Origin of the sequence: Herbaspirillum sp. 1130 (assembly GCF_017833835.1) — a bacterium.
Lineage (GTDB): Bacteria > Pseudomonadota > Gammaproteobacteria > Burkholderiales > Burkholderiaceae_D > Herbaspirillum > Herbaspirillum huttiense.
This window is the reverse complement of the sequence record NZ_JAFICQ010000001.1, coordinates 532,944-549,317: the sequence shown is the minus strand read 5'-3', so window position 1 is coordinate 549,317 and position 16,374 is coordinate 532,944. Positions and strand designations below refer to the sequence as shown.

Annotated in this window: 16 protein-coding genes; 4 read left to right on the top strand and 12 right to left on the bottom strand. The window is 60.3% G+C overall.

All coding sequences use genetic code 11. The annotated features are described in order from the left end of the window. Positions 1–26: 26 nt before the first annotated feature. The 8 genes from JOD78_RS02485 to JOD78_RS02450 form a co-directional block, all read right to left on the bottom strand. The gene (locus JOD78_RS02485) at positions 27–611 is read right to left on the bottom strand and encodes a hypothetical protein (protein ID WP_209568923.1); all 585 of its coding nucleotides are present in this window, start codon (positions 609–611) and stop codon (positions 27–29) included. A 75-nt stretch (positions 612–686) separates the two neighbouring features. Next, complete coding sequence (locus JOD78_RS02480; RefSeq protein WP_209568925.1) at positions 687–3,605, bottom strand: hypothetical protein; 2,919 nt, start codon at positions 3,603–3,605, stop codon at positions 687–689. A gap of 273 nt (positions 3,606–3,878) precedes the next feature. Beyond that, a complete protein-coding gene (locus JOD78_RS02475; RefSeq protein WP_209568927.1) occupies positions 3,879–4,430 on the bottom strand; it encodes a hypothetical protein in 552 nt (183 codons plus the stop codon). A 15-nt stretch (positions 4,431–4,445) separates the two neighbouring features. Further along, complete coding sequence (locus JOD78_RS02470) at positions 4,446–5,654, bottom strand: J domain-containing protein (protein WP_245201949.1); 1,209 nt, start codon at positions 5,652–5,654, stop codon at positions 4,446–4,448. 282 nt (positions 5,655–5,936) lie between these two features. Continuing rightward, positions 5,937–7,502, bottom strand: a complete 1,566-nt coding sequence (locus JOD78_RS02465) for a class I SAM-dependent methyltransferase (protein ID WP_209568929.1) — start codon at positions 7,500–7,502, stop codon at positions 5,937–5,939. Between the two features lie 289 nt (positions 7,503–7,791). Then, on the bottom strand, positions 7,792–7,965 hold the full coding sequence (locus JOD78_RS02460; protein ID WP_209568931.1) for a hypothetical protein: 174 nt from the start codon (positions 7,963–7,965) through the stop codon (positions 7,792–7,794). A gap of 50 nt (positions 7,966–8,015) precedes the next feature. Then, positions 8,016–8,228 carry a hypothetical protein gene (locus JOD78_RS02455; protein ID WP_209568933.1) on the bottom strand — a complete coding sequence of 71 codons (213 nt, stop codon included), beginning with the start codon at positions 8,226–8,228 and terminating at the stop codon, positions 8,016–8,018. Positions 8,229–8,337: 109 nt separating this feature from the next. After that, on the bottom strand, positions 8,338–8,490 hold the full coding sequence (locus JOD78_RS02450) for a hypothetical protein (RefSeq protein WP_209569200.1): 153 nt from the start codon (positions 8,488–8,490) through the stop codon (positions 8,338–8,340). A 310-nt stretch (positions 8,491–8,800) separates the two neighbouring features. Between JOD78_RS02450 and JOD78_RS02445 the strand changes: the two genes are divergently transcribed. Next, positions 8,801–9,220 carry a hypothetical protein gene (locus JOD78_RS02445; RefSeq protein ID WP_245201948.1) on the top strand — a complete coding sequence of 140 codons (420 nt, stop codon included), beginning with the start codon at positions 8,801–8,803 and terminating at the stop codon, positions 9,218–9,220. A 185-nt stretch (positions 9,221–9,405) separates the two neighbouring features. On the opposite strand, the gene JOD78_RS02440 is transcribed toward JOD78_RS02445, so the two are convergent. Next, on the bottom strand, positions 9,406–9,828 hold the full coding sequence (locus tag JOD78_RS02440; protein WP_209568935.1) for a CesT family type III secretion system chaperone: 423 nt from the start codon (positions 9,826–9,828) through the stop codon (positions 9,406–9,408). 130 nt (positions 9,829–9,958) lie between these two features. Beyond that, the gene (locus JOD78_RS28175) at positions 9,959–10,084 is read right to left on the bottom strand and encodes a hypothetical protein (RefSeq protein ID WP_259435101.1); all 126 of its coding nucleotides are present in this window, start codon (positions 10,082–10,084) and stop codon (positions 9,959–9,961) included. Positions 10,085–10,441: 357 nt separating this feature from the next. Here JOD78_RS28175 and JOD78_RS02435 point away from each other — a divergent pair, with 357 nt between their 5' ends. The 3 genes from JOD78_RS02435 (at position 10,442) to JOD78_RS02425 (ending at position 13,991) form a co-directional block, all read left to right on the top strand. Continuing rightward, positions 10,442–12,283, top strand: a complete 1,842-nt coding sequence (locus tag JOD78_RS02435) for a hypothetical protein (protein WP_209568937.1) — start codon at positions 10,442–10,444, stop codon at positions 12,281–12,283. Positions 12,284–12,372: 89 nt separating this feature from the next. After that, positions 12,373–13,467, top strand: a complete 1,095-nt coding sequence (locus JOD78_RS02430) for an amino acid racemase (protein ID WP_245201946.1) — start codon at positions 12,373–12,375, stop codon at positions 13,465–13,467. A 29-nt stretch (positions 13,468–13,496) separates the two neighbouring features. Then, on the top strand, positions 13,497–13,991 hold the full coding sequence (locus JOD78_RS02425) for a CesT family type III secretion system chaperone (RefSeq protein WP_209568939.1): 495 nt from the start codon (positions 13,497–13,499) through the stop codon (positions 13,989–13,991). Positions 13,992–14,093: 102 nt separating this feature from the next. Here the strand turns inward: JOD78_RS02425 and JOD78_RS02420 are convergent, their stop codons facing one another. Then, positions 14,094–15,476 carry a CapA family protein gene (locus JOD78_RS02420; protein ID WP_209568940.1) on the bottom strand — a complete coding sequence of 461 codons (1,383 nt, stop codon included), beginning with the start codon at positions 15,474–15,476 and terminating at the stop codon, positions 14,094–14,096. 39 nt (positions 15,477–15,515) lie between these two features. Continuing rightward, positions 15,516–16,367, bottom strand: a complete 852-nt coding sequence (locus JOD78_RS02415) for a serine hydrolase (RefSeq protein WP_209568942.1) — start codon at positions 16,365–16,367, stop codon at positions 15,516–15,518. Positions 16,368–16,374 lie beyond the last annotated feature (7 nt).

The following is a 16,374-nucleotide window of genomic DNA, read 5'->3' as shown; positions in this document are numbered from 1 at the left end:
TCTTGCCGCCACAGCTGCGGCGGACCTCAGACCTGTGCCAGGTGAGCGACGGGCCGCCATGCTGCCTCCAGCAGCACACCGTGCATCCGGATGAACTGGGCGCGTTCGCGCATGGCCTGGCCGACTCCGCTCGCCCGTTTCATCGCAGCCTTGTTCGGCGGCGCTGAGGTAGCGGCCGCCGGGCCGTCTTTGGACCTGCCTGCCCTGCCCTCGCCGATGCGCCGCATGTAAGGCTTGTCCACGCGCATGGCGCGCGCCAGTTCGTCGCCTTGCGGAATCGCATCCAGCGATTCGCGGGCTTGCGTATCCATGGGCTGCCAGTGCGCGATGTCGCCCTGGACGATTTCTGACGAATCACCGTAGCGGCGTTTGTTGCTGACCCGGTTGCGCGGTGTACCGGGTGCCCGCTCCAGAAAAGCGCGGGTGCCACGCCGGGGATGATCGATCGCCTTGGCCGGTGCGCTCGGCGGCGCGGTCGCGACGCTTGCGGCAGGTGCAGGGGCCGAGTCCTGTGCGGACTGACTTTCCTGCATGTCGATGTAGTCACGCAGGAACAAGGCGTAGTCGATTGCACGGGATGGCCCGTGGGTATTGATACGAGCAATTGACATGATGCTTCCTATCGATTTGCTGAACGCTCAGAGGGTGCCAGGCCGTATGCCATCCGGCCCGGCACCGTCCTTTACTTAGCCAGCTGAAAACTGACCAGCCTTCACCGCGGCGGCGAAGTCCAGTTGTCCCAGCAGACCATCCTGCTTGCCGGTATTGGCCGATTCCAGCTCCTTGAACAGCTGACCGCCATTGGCCATCAGCGCTTGAGCGGCTTGCTGCACTTCAGGCGGAACGGCCTTGAGCTTGCCATCCTTGTCCTGGTAATAGCCGGTCTCGGCGATGTTCTTCACGTCATTGGCCGACAGCAGATCGATATTGTTGTCCTTCAGGAAGCGATCCATCGTGTTGCCCGCGCTGTAGGCAGACGGCAGGACGGTGTTGGATTGCGAGATCGTGGGCATGGTGGTGTTGTCGCTCAGGCTGCCGTTCTTGACGGCGGCGGCAAAGTCCAGTTGTCCCAGCAGGCCATCCTGCTTGCCGGTGTTGGCCGACTCCAGTTCCTTGAAAAGCTGTCCACCATTGGCCATCAAGGCCTGCGCGGCCTGCTGCACTTCAGGCGGAACGGCCTTGAGCTTGCCGTCCTTGTCCTGGTAGTAGCCGGTCTCGGCGATGTTCTTCACGTCATTGGCCGATAGCAGATCGATCTTGTTGTCCTTCAGGAAGTGATCCATCGTATTGCCCGCGCTGTAGGCAGACGGCAGGACAGTGTTGGGTTGCGAGATCGTGGGCATGTTGGCGTTGCCGCTCAGGCTGCCGTTCTTGACGGCGGCGGCGAAGTCCAGTTGTCCCAGCAGACCGTCCTGCTTGCCGGTGTTGGCCGACTCCAGTTCCTTGAAAAGCTGTCCACCATTGGCCATCAAGGCCTGCGCGGCCTGCTGCACTTCAGGCGGAACGGCCTTGAGCTTGCCGTCCTTGTCCTGGTAGTAGCCGGTCTCGGCGATGTTCTTCACGTCATTGGCCGATAGCAGATCGATCTTGTTGTCCTTCAGGAAGTGATCCATCGTATTGCCCGCGCTGTAGGCAGATGGCAGTACGGTGTTGTCGGCCACGATGGTCGGGGAACCGGTCGGCAAGGTCGAGGTATTGTTGTCCAGGCTATGGTTCTTGACCGCGGCGGCGAAGTCCAGTTGTCCCAGCAGGCCGTCCTGCTTGCCGGTATTAGCCGACTCCAGTTCCTTGAACAGCTGACCGCCATTGGCCATCAGCGCTTGAGCGGCCTGCTGCACTTCAGGCGGAACGGCCTTGAGCTTGCCGTCCTTGTCCTGGTAGTAGCCGGTCTCGGCGATGTTCTTCACATCATTGGCCGACAGCAGATCGATCTTGTTGTCCTTCAGGAAGTGATCCATCGTATTGCCCGCGCTGTAGGGAGACGGCAGGACGTTGGTGGGCGTGGCAATGGTAGGCATGGTGTTCTGGCTGTCCAGGCTGCCGTTCTTGACGGCGGCGGCGAAGTCCAGTTGTCCCAGCAGCCCGTCCTGCTTGCCGGTATTGGCCGACTCCAGTTCCTTGAACAGCTGACCGCCATTGGCCATCAAGGCCTGCGCGGCTTGCTGGACTTCAGGCGGAACGGCCTTGAGCTTGCCATCCTTGTCCTGGTAGTAGCCGGTCTCGGCGATGTTCTTCACATCGTTGGCCGACAGCAGATCGATCTTGTTGTCCTTCAGGAAGTGATCCATCGTGTTGCCCGCGCTATAGGCCGAGGGCAGCACGATGTTGGGTGTGGCGATGGCCGGCGTGGCGTTCTGGCTGTCCAGGCTGCGATTCTTGACGGCGGCAGCAAAGTCCAGTTGTCCCAGCAGGCCATCCTGCTTGCCGGTGTTGGCCGACTCCAGTTCCTTGAACAGCTGACCGCCATTGGCCATCAGGGCCTGCGCAGCTTGCTGCACTTCAGGAGGAACGGCCTTGAGCTTGCCATCCTTGTCCTGGTAGTAGCCGGTCTCGGCGATGTTCTTCACGTCATTGGCCGACAGCAGATCGATATTGTTGTCCTTCAGGAAGTGATCCATCGTACTGCCCGCGCTGTAGGCCGAGGGCAACACGTTGTTGCTGGCGACGCTGGTTGGGGCATTCCAGCTGCCGGCGCTGCGGGTATTGTTGAATCCGTCCAGACTACCGTTCTTGACGACGGCATCGAAGTCCTTCTGTCCCAGCAGGCCATCCTGCACGCCGGTGTTGGCCGATTCGAGCTTCTTGAAGAGCTCGCCGCCATTTTCCATCAGTTCCTCGGCCGCCTCACGAACGTTTTCAGGCAGGGGCTTGAGGTTGCCATCCTTGTCCTTGTAATAGCCGGTCTGGGCCATATCACGAACGTCATTGGCCGACAGCAGATCGATCTTGTTGTCCTTCATGAAGCTGTCCATCGTCTTGCCGGCGTCATAACCCGACTGACCGTTGGAGAGCAGACCCCGCATCACTGCCTGCAGCAGAAAGTCGTCCGCCAGGCCGTTGCGCGGCGTCGTACGGTTGGTACCGGAATCGTCCGACAGGATTCCCTGGCGCCGGGCAGCCGGGAAATCCTTGGGACCGAGCAGGCCATCCTGCTTGCCGGTGTTGGCCGATTCCAGTTGCTTGAACAGCGCGCCTCCGTTGGCCATCAAGGCTTGGGCGGCGGCCTGTACATCGGCAGAGACCGGTTTCAGATTGCCGTTCTTGTCCTGGTAATAGCCGGTATCGGCGATATCGCTCATCTGCTTGGCCGACAGCAGACCGGTATTGTTTTCCTGCTGGAAGTTGCGGATGGTATTGGCTGCGCTCGCACTCGACGGATTGCGTCCGCCGGCCAGGCCCATCAGGCTCAGGATCGCGCCCTTGAAGTTGTCGGGGATGGGTAGATTGTTGACCATATCGGAGGTCGCGTCGTCGCCCTCCTTCAACAGGATATCGCTGGACTCGGGATCGAGCTGTCCATCCGTTAGAGCACGTGGAAGGAGATTCTCCTGATCAATGTTGTAGGTGGTCGTGGTGGTGGTCGTGGTGGTGATATTTACCGACATAGATTTCTCCAAAAGATGGTGGACGATCCGCACGCCCGTGGCGCGCGGCAGCACCCATTGCTGGAGAGGGTCTTCCCCAACGCCATGCCTTCCACTGCCGCAACACCCATGGACTCCCGAATGAGTGACGCCGCGTCTTGCCGGGTTCCTTTTTTTGAATGCCGGCGGCCAGCGCTCACTTGGCCGCCGGCTCCTGAAGATACGACCAACGACAAGCGCGCTTGCCACGGCTTCATGACGCGTCGGATGAAGACAGCCATGCCTGCTGTCGAATTACTGCTGCAGCATCTTGATCAGCAGGTTGCCGGACGAGGCCGCGCTGGTGGAAGGATCATTCGGATCCCACACTTCGTTGCCCCAGTTGACCAGGCTGCCGATGACCAGATCCTCGGCCAGCTCGCGACCGTTGCGGATCATGGATTCGCCATCGCGCGACATTTTTTTCAGTGTGCGCAGATCCATCTCTTCGATCTGGCCACCGAGCCGCGCCGGGGCCTCCGTCGTCTTGACCAGTACCGCGAAAACCTGATCGATCACGGCTGAAATACCCTCCTGGAGCTGCTTGCGCAGCAGCTCCATCTCCTGCTCGGACAAGCCGATATTCCTGAGCGCCTCCAGCTGTCGTATGCCCTGCTGATCCTGCTGCTGCGCGGTGTCCGACGCCTGCTCCATGGATGCACGCGCTGCCTGGGCCAGCGCGGCGAAGTCAGTGTATGCCACCGTCGTTTGAGGATCCGGCGGGAGCTGGATGGGGATGCGTTTCAGTGGCCACTTGAGCTGCGGATCGGGATAGGAAAAGTACATCGTCAATTCGTCACGTTCCATGTCGGATCCTGGCGCTCAAAGCTGGGCAAAGGCCGGGCTGGAGAGGAATTTGTAGGCGCGATCGATCTGATCGTATTCCCGCTGCGCTGCCTCCTTTTCCGCCTCGCTTTTACTCACCTGTTTATCGGAGTGCCAGCGCAAGGCCAGCCTCTTGTAGTGCTTCTTGATCGTGCTCTGGTCACGCTCGTGCGGTTCCAGCCCCAGTGCGGCAAGAGACTCCGCTGCCAGTTTGTGCAAGTCCTGTCCGGCGTATTCCTGATCGAAGAAGCCGGTCCGGTTGAAGTCTTCGTTGACCTCGACGAAGACCTCTCCGGTGATGTGATCCTTGACCGTGCGCTCCCGGCTGACGCCATCTTCCGCAGTACGCCAGTCCGACCTGGAGTGGTGCGCTCCGTTCGTCTGATTGTAGGTTTCGTGCCAAGTCGTCTTGGTAACTTCGTCGTAGGTGGTTCGCAAGAGCACTCCCTGATCACCCGAGGCGCTCCACGCCGTACAACGATAATGCGTCTGCCGTCCGGGATGGAAGTAGGTCTTCCATTCGATAGCGTTCGCATGATCCCGGATCATGCCGACAAACCAGCCTTCGTTATTCGGAACGACCGGAACAAAGATGCTGAAATGTTGCAGCGGTGGTCCCTCGCGTCGGCTGGTGGTCCAGTGGCGTTGGTAGTTGTGTTCGATCTCTTCACGCTGCTGCCAGCCATCAGCGCCGCTTCTCCAGTCGGTCACGGAGATACGTTCACCGGTATCGACATGATGGGTCGCGTTCCATTTCACACTCTCGCTGTGCCACTCCATTCGCTCGACCCGTTCCCTGGCATCGAAATGGGCGCCCGGCAGAATGCTTGCGCCCGGCGGCAGTACGTTACTCCAGCGCCGATGGATGGCACGCTCCGCGTCATGGGGCTGGTGACTGGCGTAGATACCGTATTGCTTGAGCTTGCTGTAGATCTCCTGGATCAGCCCGCTCATCTGCACCTGCAATTGAGCCAATCGTTGACGCGCCTCGGCATAAGCCTGTTGCGCGCGCGGATGGCTCTGCATGCGCCGGGACAGATCAGAAGCATCGAACCGAGTACATTTCTTGTACCAGGCGCTGTTGCGCATGGCGCTGAATGACGAGGACAGCCTGGCTGCCCCTTCGCGAATCTTGGTACGGCCCTCGCCGCCGACAGAGAAATAGTCGCTGACCGACCGGAAACTGAAATTGTTGTAAATGCCCATGTTGTTGTCCTCAGAAAGAAGCGGTGCGGAAGTCACGTCGCTGAACTGATTTCTGAGTCGCGACAGACTTGTACCGGTTCCCTTCATTGCAGGTGCTTGCGCCTAGGCAGGATCTCGCGATGAAATGAGGAAGCTCACGGAACGGTCGTTGTCCGTCATGAGACCTGTGAGCAGCGTCAGCAGCTCGCTTCAACCCGTGCAAAGAAATGACATGTGCCGGGAACGCATCTCACCACGATGGATGACATGGGTTCCCGCCTTCCCCTTGGCGCGTACCGTCCCTCAGGGCGTGGCAGCCAGCGGTGCCATGTTCAGGTTGCGCCAGACCGGCATGCGCTGTTCGGCGATGGCTTCGGCCAGATAGCGCAGTTCGGCATCGATTTCGTGCGGCGTTTCCAACGCCACGCCCGCCCGTTCGAGCTTGGCACCTTGGCGCTGCACGGCTTGCGCCATGGCTTGTACCCAGCTTTCCGGCTGTAGCACCGCGTGCCCGGCCTGATCGTAAGCTACCCGCTGCAGCAGGCTGGATTTCACGCCATTGCCCAGCAATGGCGACGCCAGGGCCTGGAAATGATCGCACTCGCGGGAACGGGCTGCGATCACCCGGTTCAGGCGCGCTGCCGGAGCCTGATCGTTCCCGGCCGAGGACAGAAAGAATATCGCCGCTTGCCTGCCCGCCATCAATAAGCCAGCCATCGACGCGACCTCGCGCAAGCCATATCCCCGGCTGCGGATTTCCGGCAGAGCGGCCAGTTCGACCAGCGAATGCGGGCGCTCCAGTAGCGCCTCGATCATCGGATCGGCCAGGCGCGCATCGGCGTTGATCTTGCCGATCACCAGCGTCAGTTCCAGATTGATCCGTGAGCGAGGCAGGGTGAGCGCCACGCCGCAGCGCTCCAGCCAGGCGTCACGGCGAGCCGGACTCATCATGCGCGCGCCGCGGACGTAGATATCCTCGCGGAAAGAGCTGTTGCACAAATGGTCCCATGCCAGCTCACGCATGCCGCTGTTGGGCAGGCCGGCCAGCAGCTCGCGTTGTCCCTGTGTCAGATACAGCTGGGTGAAACTGTTCTCCAGCAGGGCCGAGCCGACATAATCCAGCTTGACCGCAGCCATCGCCTGGATCACATCGATGGAATACAGCGCATCCCATCCCTGGTTGAGATATTCGTGGGCGAGGTAGTCCACGTGTTTGCCGCCCAACATCTCCAGCCGCAGCCCTAGTCCGTCGCTGTCAGCGCGGGCGAATGCGGCGGCTTTCTGGTCACGCAGCGCCTCGACCAGTGCGCGCCCCTGTGCCACCTGGCGCTCGCAGGACAGCGTGCTGTCACGGCCGAATTCGCGCAGGAGACGCTGCAGGGAAAGCGCCGAGCTCCAGCCCGGCATGGCGTTGTAGTTGAGGTAGGCGATGCCGCCCGGCTTGAGGTAACGACGCAGGAATTCGGCGATGTACCTGCGGTTGGCTGCATCGACCCAACTGTAGACGCCGTACATGGTGACGAAATCGAACTGCGGCAGATCGATCTCGCCGCCTGCCATCTGCTCGAAACTGCATTCGATTACGGTCAGATTGTCCAGCGATGCGGCGTCGACCATCTCGCGTGCGGTCTGGACGTGGGTGGGCAGGAAGTCAACGGCATAGAAGTGCCCTTGCGGGTTGGCCGCTGCCAGCACCGCCGAGGTCAGGCCCTGGCCGCAACCCAGTTCCATATAGGTGAAGGGCCGGTCCAGCGGCACCGGTTCCACCCCGTGCACCACACAGCCAACACTCAAATGAACCGGGCTTTGCTCGGCGAAGAAACTGACCGGATAGTCGATGCCATGCACATAGCCATTGCTCCATTCCATTGCGTTTGCCTTTCTGTCGTAAGAAATGCGCCGCACCGTATCCCCGGGCAGGCGCTGCGCATGCGACACACTGCATGCCGTTGTACTGATCCGCTGGCTTATTTGCGGGGCATGCGACGAATGCGGTGCCAGGGGAAATGCTCATCCAACACGGGCTGTTGGAGCGTGTCCACAGGCAGGGTCGCAGCTGAGATGCTGTGGCCGCTTCCCGCATCGTCGCGTGAATGTGAATGGGTCATCGTGGTCGTCATCCTGTCAGATCAAGCAGGTAAAGAAGGCGCAGCGCTGATCAGACAGCCGCCTGCGCCGCATCCTCGGCCTTCTTGATGAACTTGGTGAACACCGTCACATTGTCGACGTTTGTCACCGCAGCACTGATGGCCGATTCGACTTGCATGGAGCGCTCAGCTCCCTTGCGAACGCCATCACCGACACCAACCGAAGAAGTCGCATTACTGATCATCCATTTCTCCTTGATTTCTCCTGGCAGCAATCGCGCCTGGCGTGCACTACCTATTGCTGGTCGTTGACGTTCTTGGCCATCGCACTGAAGATCTTCAGCTTGGCCAGCGATGTAGCTTGCTGAGACACCCACAGCTGGAATTCCATGGCATTTTCCGAGCCAGCCCGGGCATTCTGCACCATGGGATCTTCACCACCCTGACGCAGGCTGGGATTGCCGTACGACTGGGACGAATTCATCATCTGGCTTTGATAAGTGCTCATCGGCGTATCCTTTCATGAGGACGTCATTTGAAAAAAGAATCGGCAGTGGCAGTGGCGGCACCGCTGCGGATACCGCCACTTGCCGGAAACTTTCCGGTCGTTACCGAGCTTAAATATTTTGAATGGCGTTATCCTCCCCTTTCTTCACGAATTTGGTATATGCGGTAACGGCATTGACAGCGGTTTCAGCTGCGCTTTCCATACTTTGATCCGCAATTGCATGTCCAGAACCTGCAAGAGAAGCACCACCTACAGCAGCCATAACAACCTCCATGAATGGTAAAAAAAAGTACCGCACTACCGAAACAGCAGAACGGTCATCGATGGGTGGGAAAGCCGACGCCGATAGTTCCGTCGGCGAGATCATTTTCTTTGTGCAGCGAGCTGGTGGATTGCCCGCCAGTCTCCCTGTATGGATTTTCCGGCGGTGCGGTTCCATTCATGGCAGGCGCTTGCGATCGAACGGCGAGACGATGCGACGAAATGAAAGAGTCGCACGGAACCGTTGCGCCCCCAGAAACAACCTATCGGGGCAGTAATGATGTTCCCTTCAACTCTTACAAGGAAATAACATGAGCTTAAGTATCTCGTCTGGTGGCGTCAGCAGCATCCCGACCGGCGCCGAAATGGATTCGTTCTCGTCGACCCTGAAAAATGCATCATCCGGCGACCTGCTCAAGGCCCTGGGCAAAGATGGTATGGAGCCGTGGCAGAAGGATGCCATCCTAAAGGAACTGGAAAACCGAGCGCAGCAATCGCAGAAACCCGATTCCAACAGCGGTGCCAACAGCGCCGGCAACGGTGGCGGCAATGGCGGCGATGATGACGAGATCAAGAAGCTGCTCAAGAAACTGACTAAAGGCACCATCAGCCCTGGTGAAGAGCAGAAGCTGGCCGGTGCTCTGGGCGTGGATACCCAGACCCTGGATGCCGCCAAGGGCGGCGATGCTGGCGGTGGTGACGCCGGCGGCGGCGACATCAAGGGCGGCTGATCCTGTAGCAGGGTTGCGCGATGGCGTGCACGATCCAGCCATCGCAGCGCCTGTGCGCGTCTGTGCGGTACCTGCAGGCGGAGCAACAAAGCAGACGAGATCCCGGCATGCCGGGATCTCGTCGCTGCTTGCGTGTTGCATCATCAGCGAGCGCACGAATTACACGCGGCGCTATCCTGGCGCACTCAGATTTCCGTTCCGTCCTCGCCAAACAGGTAATGGTCGCGCCGCCAGCGCAGTGCCAGGCTTACCAGGAAATCAAACAATTCCAGGGTCGATTCCAGCGAGGCCGAACTCAGTGAAAAGCGGCAGATGAGGATGATGCTGTCTTTCTGCGCCTGATAGGTGAAGGCGGGGCAATTGGCGTTGAAGAGATACATGTTGGTCTCCAGCAGACGCAGCAATATTTTCTCGCGCTGAAACTGAGGCAGCGGGCCGAACTCGCAAGACAGCAGCATGCTGTCCGGCACGATCAGTCCACCGTGATAGAGATTCAATTCCACCCCCTTCACCTGCATGGTGGTGGCCTGGTGCATGGTTCCCTGTAGCGGCATTCCGAAATGTGCGCCCAGTTGTTCAATCAATTGTCGGTAACGGCTGATCGTCATTTTTGCTTGTTGTTGTCGGCCCGCGTATTGCGTCGGCCAGGCGGTGCCGCAGCGGGGAAAGCATCTGCAGCACCGCCGCTGGGAGCCGGCTCCACGACGTCCTTGTAACGTCCTGCTCCGGCCTGCCGTCTTACTTGATGTCTTCCGGTTTGGGGCTGCTGTCTTCCGTGCATCCCTCGATGAAGGTGCCGACGGGGTTCATGAGGGTATCCAGGGGATGCGTCAGTGCATGAAACAGACCGCCAATGAGCGACATGATGTACTCCTTTCCTTGAGGTGAAGTTGACTCGACATGAGTCGACATGAGTGGGCGCGCCACTGTGCCCGGTTCCCTCCCCGTCTCGTTCCCCACGCCTGCCCACGCCCCCTTGCCGGCCACCCGGTAGCGGCCGGATCGCCCGGCCATTCCCATTTTGTTGCCGCGATGGAACCAGCTCTTTTCGGGCCTCAACTCAATGACGCGGGTTCAATGAATTTCCCGTCATTCACCCCGGAAGCACCTTTGACGTGACATGCACACACCGCCCTCCCATTGGCGCGGACACGCCTCTGTTACACGGCAACTGCCTCCGGTTCATCACGCAATTTTGAGAATACACAGGCAAGAAAAAAAATGGCATACATTCCTTCCACCAGCGGCGTCAAACGTGATTACGACGACTACGCCGACACCCCCTCCCAATCCCCCACCCGCGCAACGACGCCCACTGAAACCGGCGGCACCCCGCGCATCTCCGGTTCCGGCTCGCGTGCCTCCTCGCTGCGGGCAGTCTCAGATCCCGTGGTCGCCGAGATCCTGCAGAACATCACCGGCAAGGACGATGGCCTGGCGGCCAAGAACCTGTCGCTGCTGCAAAAGCGCCTGGGTTCCGGCTTCGTCAAGATGATGACCAGCCCCGGCGTGGCCGACCTGGTGCGCGACGTTAAGCTGGAACAGAACTTCGAGACCCAGCGCGGACAGGACGCCGCCCTGGCCAAGCATTTTGGCGACGCCTCGGCCGTGCCGCTGCCCGCCAACATCAAGCCGACCGAGTTCGTGGTGGCACCGCTGGACATCATGCCCTACAAGGTTGCCGACTCCGGCGAGTTCCGCGCCACCCTGCTGGAACTCAACGGCACCGGTTACGGCAACATCACCACCATGGAGCCCAACACTCTGGACACCGTGATGAGTTCGTTCGGCAACGTCAGCCACATCCTTGAGAAAGAACCGACGGCACTGTTCCTGGTCGCCTGTTCCGGACGTGAAGATCCGCCCGCGTTCGGGCAAAGCAAGAAGATCCACGAAAAGCTGATGATCGCCAATGCCATGCAGACCACCATCACGCAAGCGCAACAGGAGCAAGCCGAGAAGACCGGCCAGCCGGTCCTGGGCGTGCAGGTACTGGGCGTGGACAGCTTCGATGCCGACGCCCTGATCATGAAGGACGGCAAGCCGGTCATCGAGAACAGCAAGGCACTGGAAAAGCCGGGACGCGACAAGGATGGCGTGGAAAAGATGAAGAACATCCTCAACAGCCACAACTGGGACAAGCCCACCCAACCCACCGTGCTGGTCGGCTATACCGCGCAACTGGCCAAGGCCATCGAGATTCATGACGGCACGCCCTTCCTCAATGGCCGCAAGGTCAGCTTCATCGGCAACGACCGTCTGGTGCTGAACATCAATGCGCTCAATGAGGGCAGCGGCAAGAAACTCGATACCAGCAAGTTCACCTCCAACAACATCAGCTATGTGCCGGCCGCTTCCAAGGGTCACGCCTACGCCTTCACCAACCAGTTCAACAAGGCCGAGGGGGCGGCCTATCCGGGCTTCTCGCGCGAGATCGTCAATCGTCAGGCCTCCACCCTGGAAGATGTCGAGAAGGAAGTGCTGAGCATGCTGGCCGAGGGCAAGCGCGTCATCATCAAGCCCAGTGGCACCGGCCATGGCGACGGTATCCGCGCCTTCGACATTGCCGAGAAGGAGACCCCGGAACTGATCCGCCAGGAAATCAGGGAGTCCTACGAATCGGTCAAGGGCACCTATGGTGACCGTGGCGGCTTCCCGTACACCATCTCCGAGTACCTGACCGCCGACCGTGTGTCCAAGGAGGACTCGCCGCTGAAGTCGATGAAGTACGAATTCCGCGTGGCCGTGTATTCGGATTACTCCGACAAGGAAAAGGGCCCTCAGCTCAAGGCGGTGCCGGCGATCATCAAGATCGATGGCGGCTCCAAACTGCGCGAAGGTGAAAGCGGCGACTTCTCCAAGAGCTTCGCCAGCGTCTCGGCCCAGGTGCTGGCCACCGGCCTGCCCGCGTCCGAATTCATGAAGCCGCTGTGCAGTGAAGCCACGCTGGATCTGGTCGGTGTGAGCAAGGAAGAGATGACCGAGCTGTGCAAGTGGTCAACTCGCCTGGTGTCGCACATCCTGGCCAACGTCGACCAGAGCGACACCATCCTGGACAAGTAATTTCCGCAGAGTCAGAGCGCGTAATCCCGTGCGGCCCGGCGCCGCACGGGGCTTGCGCCCTGCTCCATCAATTCGACTCAGATATCATCATGGCCGCCATTTCACATCATTCGCCCGGCGACACCAGCCAGGCGGGTTCCTCAGAACAAGCCCCGGTCCAGGAACGTGTGCCCGCATTGCAAGCGCGCGTCGTTCCGTGGGGACCGGCCCTGCAACTGAACAACGACGACATCTATCCCATCCTCCAACAGAAGTGGAAGAGGCACCTCGATCTGGGTAGCAGTTTCCAGGAGGGGTCTTCCCCCAAGCGCCCGCGCACGGAGGATATCGACACGGCCCAGGTGCCGCTGCCGCCCTGCGTCAACTTCGTCCCGGTCGGGGTGGTCGGCGGCATGGGCCCGGAAGCGACGCTGGACCTCACCCAGAAGCTCTTCAAGACAGCCAAGGAGGTGGGCGCCCCGAAATCCGACCAGGATCACATGCAGGTCATCACGATGAACATCCCCAATCTGATCAAGGACCGCACTGCCTATCTCAACAGCTTCACGGGCGACCGCAACAACGCCGACGAATGGCGCGCCCATCTGCTCAAGAACGATCCCAACAATCCCTATCATGGCGCGCTCGTCGTGGCACAGGCCTGCGTGGCCGCCGGGGCGCATTTTCTGATCTTTCCCTGCAATACCTTCCACGCTTACCACGGCGTGCTGTCTGAAAAACTGAAGGTGCCGCTGCTGCATATCGCCGAAGCCACCATGTGGGCACTCAGGAAGCAGAATCTGGATCCGGACAAGTCAGTCGGTCTGCTGGCTACCAGCGGCACCATCGACAGCAAGCTCTACCAGACCACGGCGACGCGGATGGAGCAGTATGGCTGCCCCCGCATCAAGTGGGCGCTGCCCTCCCCAGCATCCCAGAGAGACAACGTGATGGCCGGCATTTACGAAGGCGTCAAGTTCGGCGACATGGAAAAGGGAACCAGACTGCTGGACAATGCGGTCCAGGAACTGGGCAAGGAGCACAAGCTCTCGGCCGTGGTGGAAGGATGTACCGAAATTCCCCTGGCATTGAAAGACAAAGATTACGGCGACATCAAACTGATCGACCCGACCCAGGCCCTGGCGGAGATGGCGGTGGAGTTTTCCCGCAACCTGGCGCGACTGGAAACGAAGTTTGCACGCTAGGCCGATAACGAAGAACAACGAGGTCATCCATGTCCAGACAGCACTATGAACAACTGATCCACCAGCTCTGCAACCTGTGCCAAATCAAGGGTGCGCAGGGTATTCTGGAAGGCGGACCGGTGGCGGTGAACGATGTCGTGTTCTCACTGGCCCACCACGAGCAGCTCAGCCCCGACACCCTGCTGGTCTATTGTGATTTCGGCGCGGTGGAAGCCGGACGCGAAGCCCAGGCCTATCGCGCGCTGCTGGAGACCAATCTGTTGATGTATGCCGGCAACGGTCCCATCTACACGCTCTCGCCGGCGACCGGTCGGGTCGTCTTTGCCAACCGTTACCGGCTCGGCGGCATGGATGCCGCCATGCTGCGTTCGATTCTGGCCCATCTGGCCGCCAAGGCCATGGACTGGCGCAAGGATCAGTTCCTCGACCCTCCGCCGGCCAGGCGGCATCACGGTCATGCCAGTAAGATCCCGCAGCTGTGGAGCAGACCCACGTCCACCGACGACGATGCCATCACGCATTGAAGCAGTGCGCGCCAGTGCTGCTGAACTGACGCGTCATCAATGATCTGCGCCTGACGATGCTGCCTGCCTTCCCGGCAGGCAGCATTTTTTCTGTGGTCTCGTTCAGGTCAGGCTGACGATGCCCACTTCCCCGACAATATCGATGCGGGTGCCATAGGCGGCAGACAAGCGTTGCAGACGTTGCAGGATGCGCTGGGCATCCTCGCCGTTGGCGATGCGCGGAATGCCGCGGTCGGCATCGCGTTCACCCTGCCAATGCATCTCGATGGGGTGCAGCACGATCTGCTGCAGTTGGCCACGACTGCCGTAGCGATTGACGGCCACGACGCTTTCATACCACACCTGTTCCTTGAACACGCCATGCACCCGCCGGTGTTCCATGAACTCGGCCTCGGTCATGGACATCGGTTCTACCTTGTCCTTCTCGTGTTCATCGCGGGTGATGGGCTGCTGCTGGTTCTCCATGAAGAAGAAATTGCCCAGCGAGTAGTAGATCGGCTTGCCCTTGTAGATTTCGATTCCGCGCAACTGGTGAGGGCCGTGGCCGATGAAGGCATCGGCCCCATTGTCGATGGCCTGGCGGGCCAGCAGCGGCATGAAGTCCGGCGGTGTCTCGCAGAAATTGCCCGGTTCATGCGTGTGCATGGAGGCGATGGCAAAATCGGCACTCTGCTTGCCCTGGCGCAGGTGATGGATGATTTCCTTGCGGTCACGCTCGTCCATGGTGAAGGTGAAATCAACGCCCTCCCCGACCTCTTCACTGGCGCGGTACTTGATATCGAACAGGGTCACCGTGCCATTGCGGGCATCGGCAGCCAGAACCGACTTGCGCATCATGCCCTTGGGCAGCGCATCGCGGATGGCCGCCAGCATCGCCAGTCGCTGCGGGGAAACCAGTACATGGCGCGTGGTGCGCAAGGCATTGAGGCCGGGGCGCCCCGGAATCTGGCCGAGCGGGTCGATGGCCCGGGCATTGGCCTCAAAGCGCGAAGCCAGCGCCACCATGGCCACGCGTGCCGCCGGGATGCACAAGTAGCGCGCCGCGCGGGCCTGCGCCAGAGTCTCGCCGGTTCCGGCGTGAACCATGCCGGCCTTGTCGAACAACGCATCGGTATAACGCATGCCCTCCACGCCCCAGTCGGTAGTGTGGTTGTTGGCGCGGCTCATGAGATTGAAGCCCATGTCCTTGATATCCTGCGCCACGGCAGGCGTACTGATGAGCCAGGAGCCACCGGCCAGCGCCGACGGGTAACCGCCGAAGCGCTGCAGATCGATGGCGGTTCCCTCGAAATTGCCGAAGGTGACATCCCCGCTCTTGAGCAAGTCGATCAGGTCCGGGCTCTTGCGCTGCAGCCGTGGAAAGATGGCGTCGGTCAGGATCAGGTCGCCTACGGCCACCAGAGTGAAACCCTCGGGCAGGTTGGCATCCATCCACGAAGGGTCCAGTTTTCCTTCTTCGTGGTGGACATCTTGCTTGTCGTTCATGGCTGCTCTTTCATTACGTTAAGCGGGTCGGGACGCGGATCAGCGGTCGTTGCCGATACCATCCCAGCAGGCCCGCGCCAGGCGGCCCAGGGTATTGAAGGCCGACACGTAGCCGGGCATGCCGTCAGGCATTTCCCAGGGCACCTGGTCGGTGTAACCGGTCAGGATGAACAGGGGCTGTTCGTTGCGGAACACGATGCCGCCATCCATGCGACCCCGCTTGCCGGTGCCGCCCTTGTGGGCGACCTTGGTATCGGAGGGCAGCAGCGATGCCATTTTGGTCCGCAACTTCTGCCAGCTCAAGACCTCGATGGCAAAGGCGCATTGTTGCGGCGTGCAACCCAGGCGCTGTGCGGCTTCATGATCGGAACAGCCCTTGAGGATCAGGTCATACAGCAGTCCCTGATCGCAGGCGCTGATGGTGGTCACTTCGTCGAGCTTGTGATCGGCCGGCATATCCGGACGCGGCACCGAATTGCGATGGACCGTATTGCGCATGCCGATGCCGTGACAGAACTGATTGATCTCTTCCAGGCTGATACGCTCCATCACCATGGCCGTACAAACGTTGTCGCTGACGATGATCATCTGGACCAGGGCGTCGCGCAGGCTGATGGTAAAGCCCGGCGTAAGGTACTTGAAGGTTCCAGACATCACGCCCTGACGCAGCCTCTCCTCGTACACGATGGGCGCATTGAGGTCCAGCCGGCCCTGGTTGACGGCGCGCAGCACGGCCATCAGGATCGAGGTCTTGCGGGTGCTTCCCGACGGAAAGGCGACATTTCCGTCGCGATCGGCCTCCTGGCCGGTGATCAGGTTCTTGACATACCAGGCGGTCACATAGGGCTGCTCATCGCAGATGGCGTTCAGGCGCGCTACCAGGTCTTGCATCTTGATT

Coding starts and splice junctions, on each gene's coding strand:
- JOD78_RS02475 (WP_209568927.1), bottom strand. CDS start 4,430: ATGGAACGTGACGAATTGACGATGTACTTTTCCTATCCCGATCCGCAG.
- JOD78_RS02455 (WP_209568933.1), bottom strand. CDS start 8,228: ATGAGCACTTATCAAAGCCAGATGATGAATTCGTCCCAGTCGTACGGC.
- JOD78_RS28175 (WP_259435101.1), bottom strand. CDS start 10,084: ATGTCGCTCATTGGCGGTCTGTTTCATGCACTGACGCATCCCCTGGAT.
- JOD78_RS02460 (WP_209568931.1), bottom strand. CDS start 7,965: ATGATCAGTAATGCGACTTCTTCGGTTGGTGTCGGTGATGGCGTTCGC.
- JOD78_RS02470 (WP_245201949.1), bottom strand. CDS start 5,654: ATGGGCATTTACAACAATTTCAGTTTCCGGTCGGTCAGCGACTATTTC.
- JOD78_RS02425 (WP_209568939.1), top strand. CDS start 13,497: ATGTCCAGACAGCACTATGAACAACTGATCCACCAGCTCTGCAACCTG.
- JOD78_RS02480 (WP_209568925.1), bottom strand. CDS start 3,605: ATGTCGGTAAATATCACCACCACGACCACCACCACGACCACCTACAAC.
- JOD78_RS02440 (WP_209568935.1), bottom strand. CDS start 9,828: ATGACGATCAGCCGTTACCGACAATTGATTGAACAACTGGGCGCACAT.
- JOD78_RS02485 (WP_209568923.1), bottom strand. CDS start 611: ATGTCAATTGCTCGTATCAATACCCACGGGCCATCCCGTGCAATCGAC.
- JOD78_RS02450 (WP_209569200.1), bottom strand. CDS start 8,490: ATGGCTGCTGTAGGTGGTGCTTCTCTTGCAGGTTCTGGACATGCAATT.
- JOD78_RS02430 (WP_245201946.1), top strand. CDS start 12,373: ATGGCCGCCATTTCACATCATTCGCCCGGCGACACCAGCCAGGCGGGT.
- JOD78_RS02415 (WP_209568942.1), bottom strand. CDS start 16,367: ATGCAAGACCTGGTAGCGCGCCTGAACGCCATCTGCGATGAGCAGCCC.
- JOD78_RS02420 (WP_209568940.1), bottom strand. CDS start 15,476: ATGAACGACAAGCAAGATGTCCACCACGAAGAAGGAAAACTGGACCCT.
- JOD78_RS02435 (WP_209568937.1), top strand. CDS start 10,442: ATGGCATACATTCCTTCCACCAGCGGCGTCAAACGTGATTACGACGAC.
- JOD78_RS02445 (WP_245201948.1), top strand. CDS start 8,801: ATGAGCTTAAGTATCTCGTCTGGTGGCGTCAGCAGCATCCCGACCGGC.
- JOD78_RS02465 (WP_209568929.1), bottom strand. CDS start 7,502: ATGGAATGGAGCAATGGCTATGTGCATGGCATCGACTATCCGGTCAGT.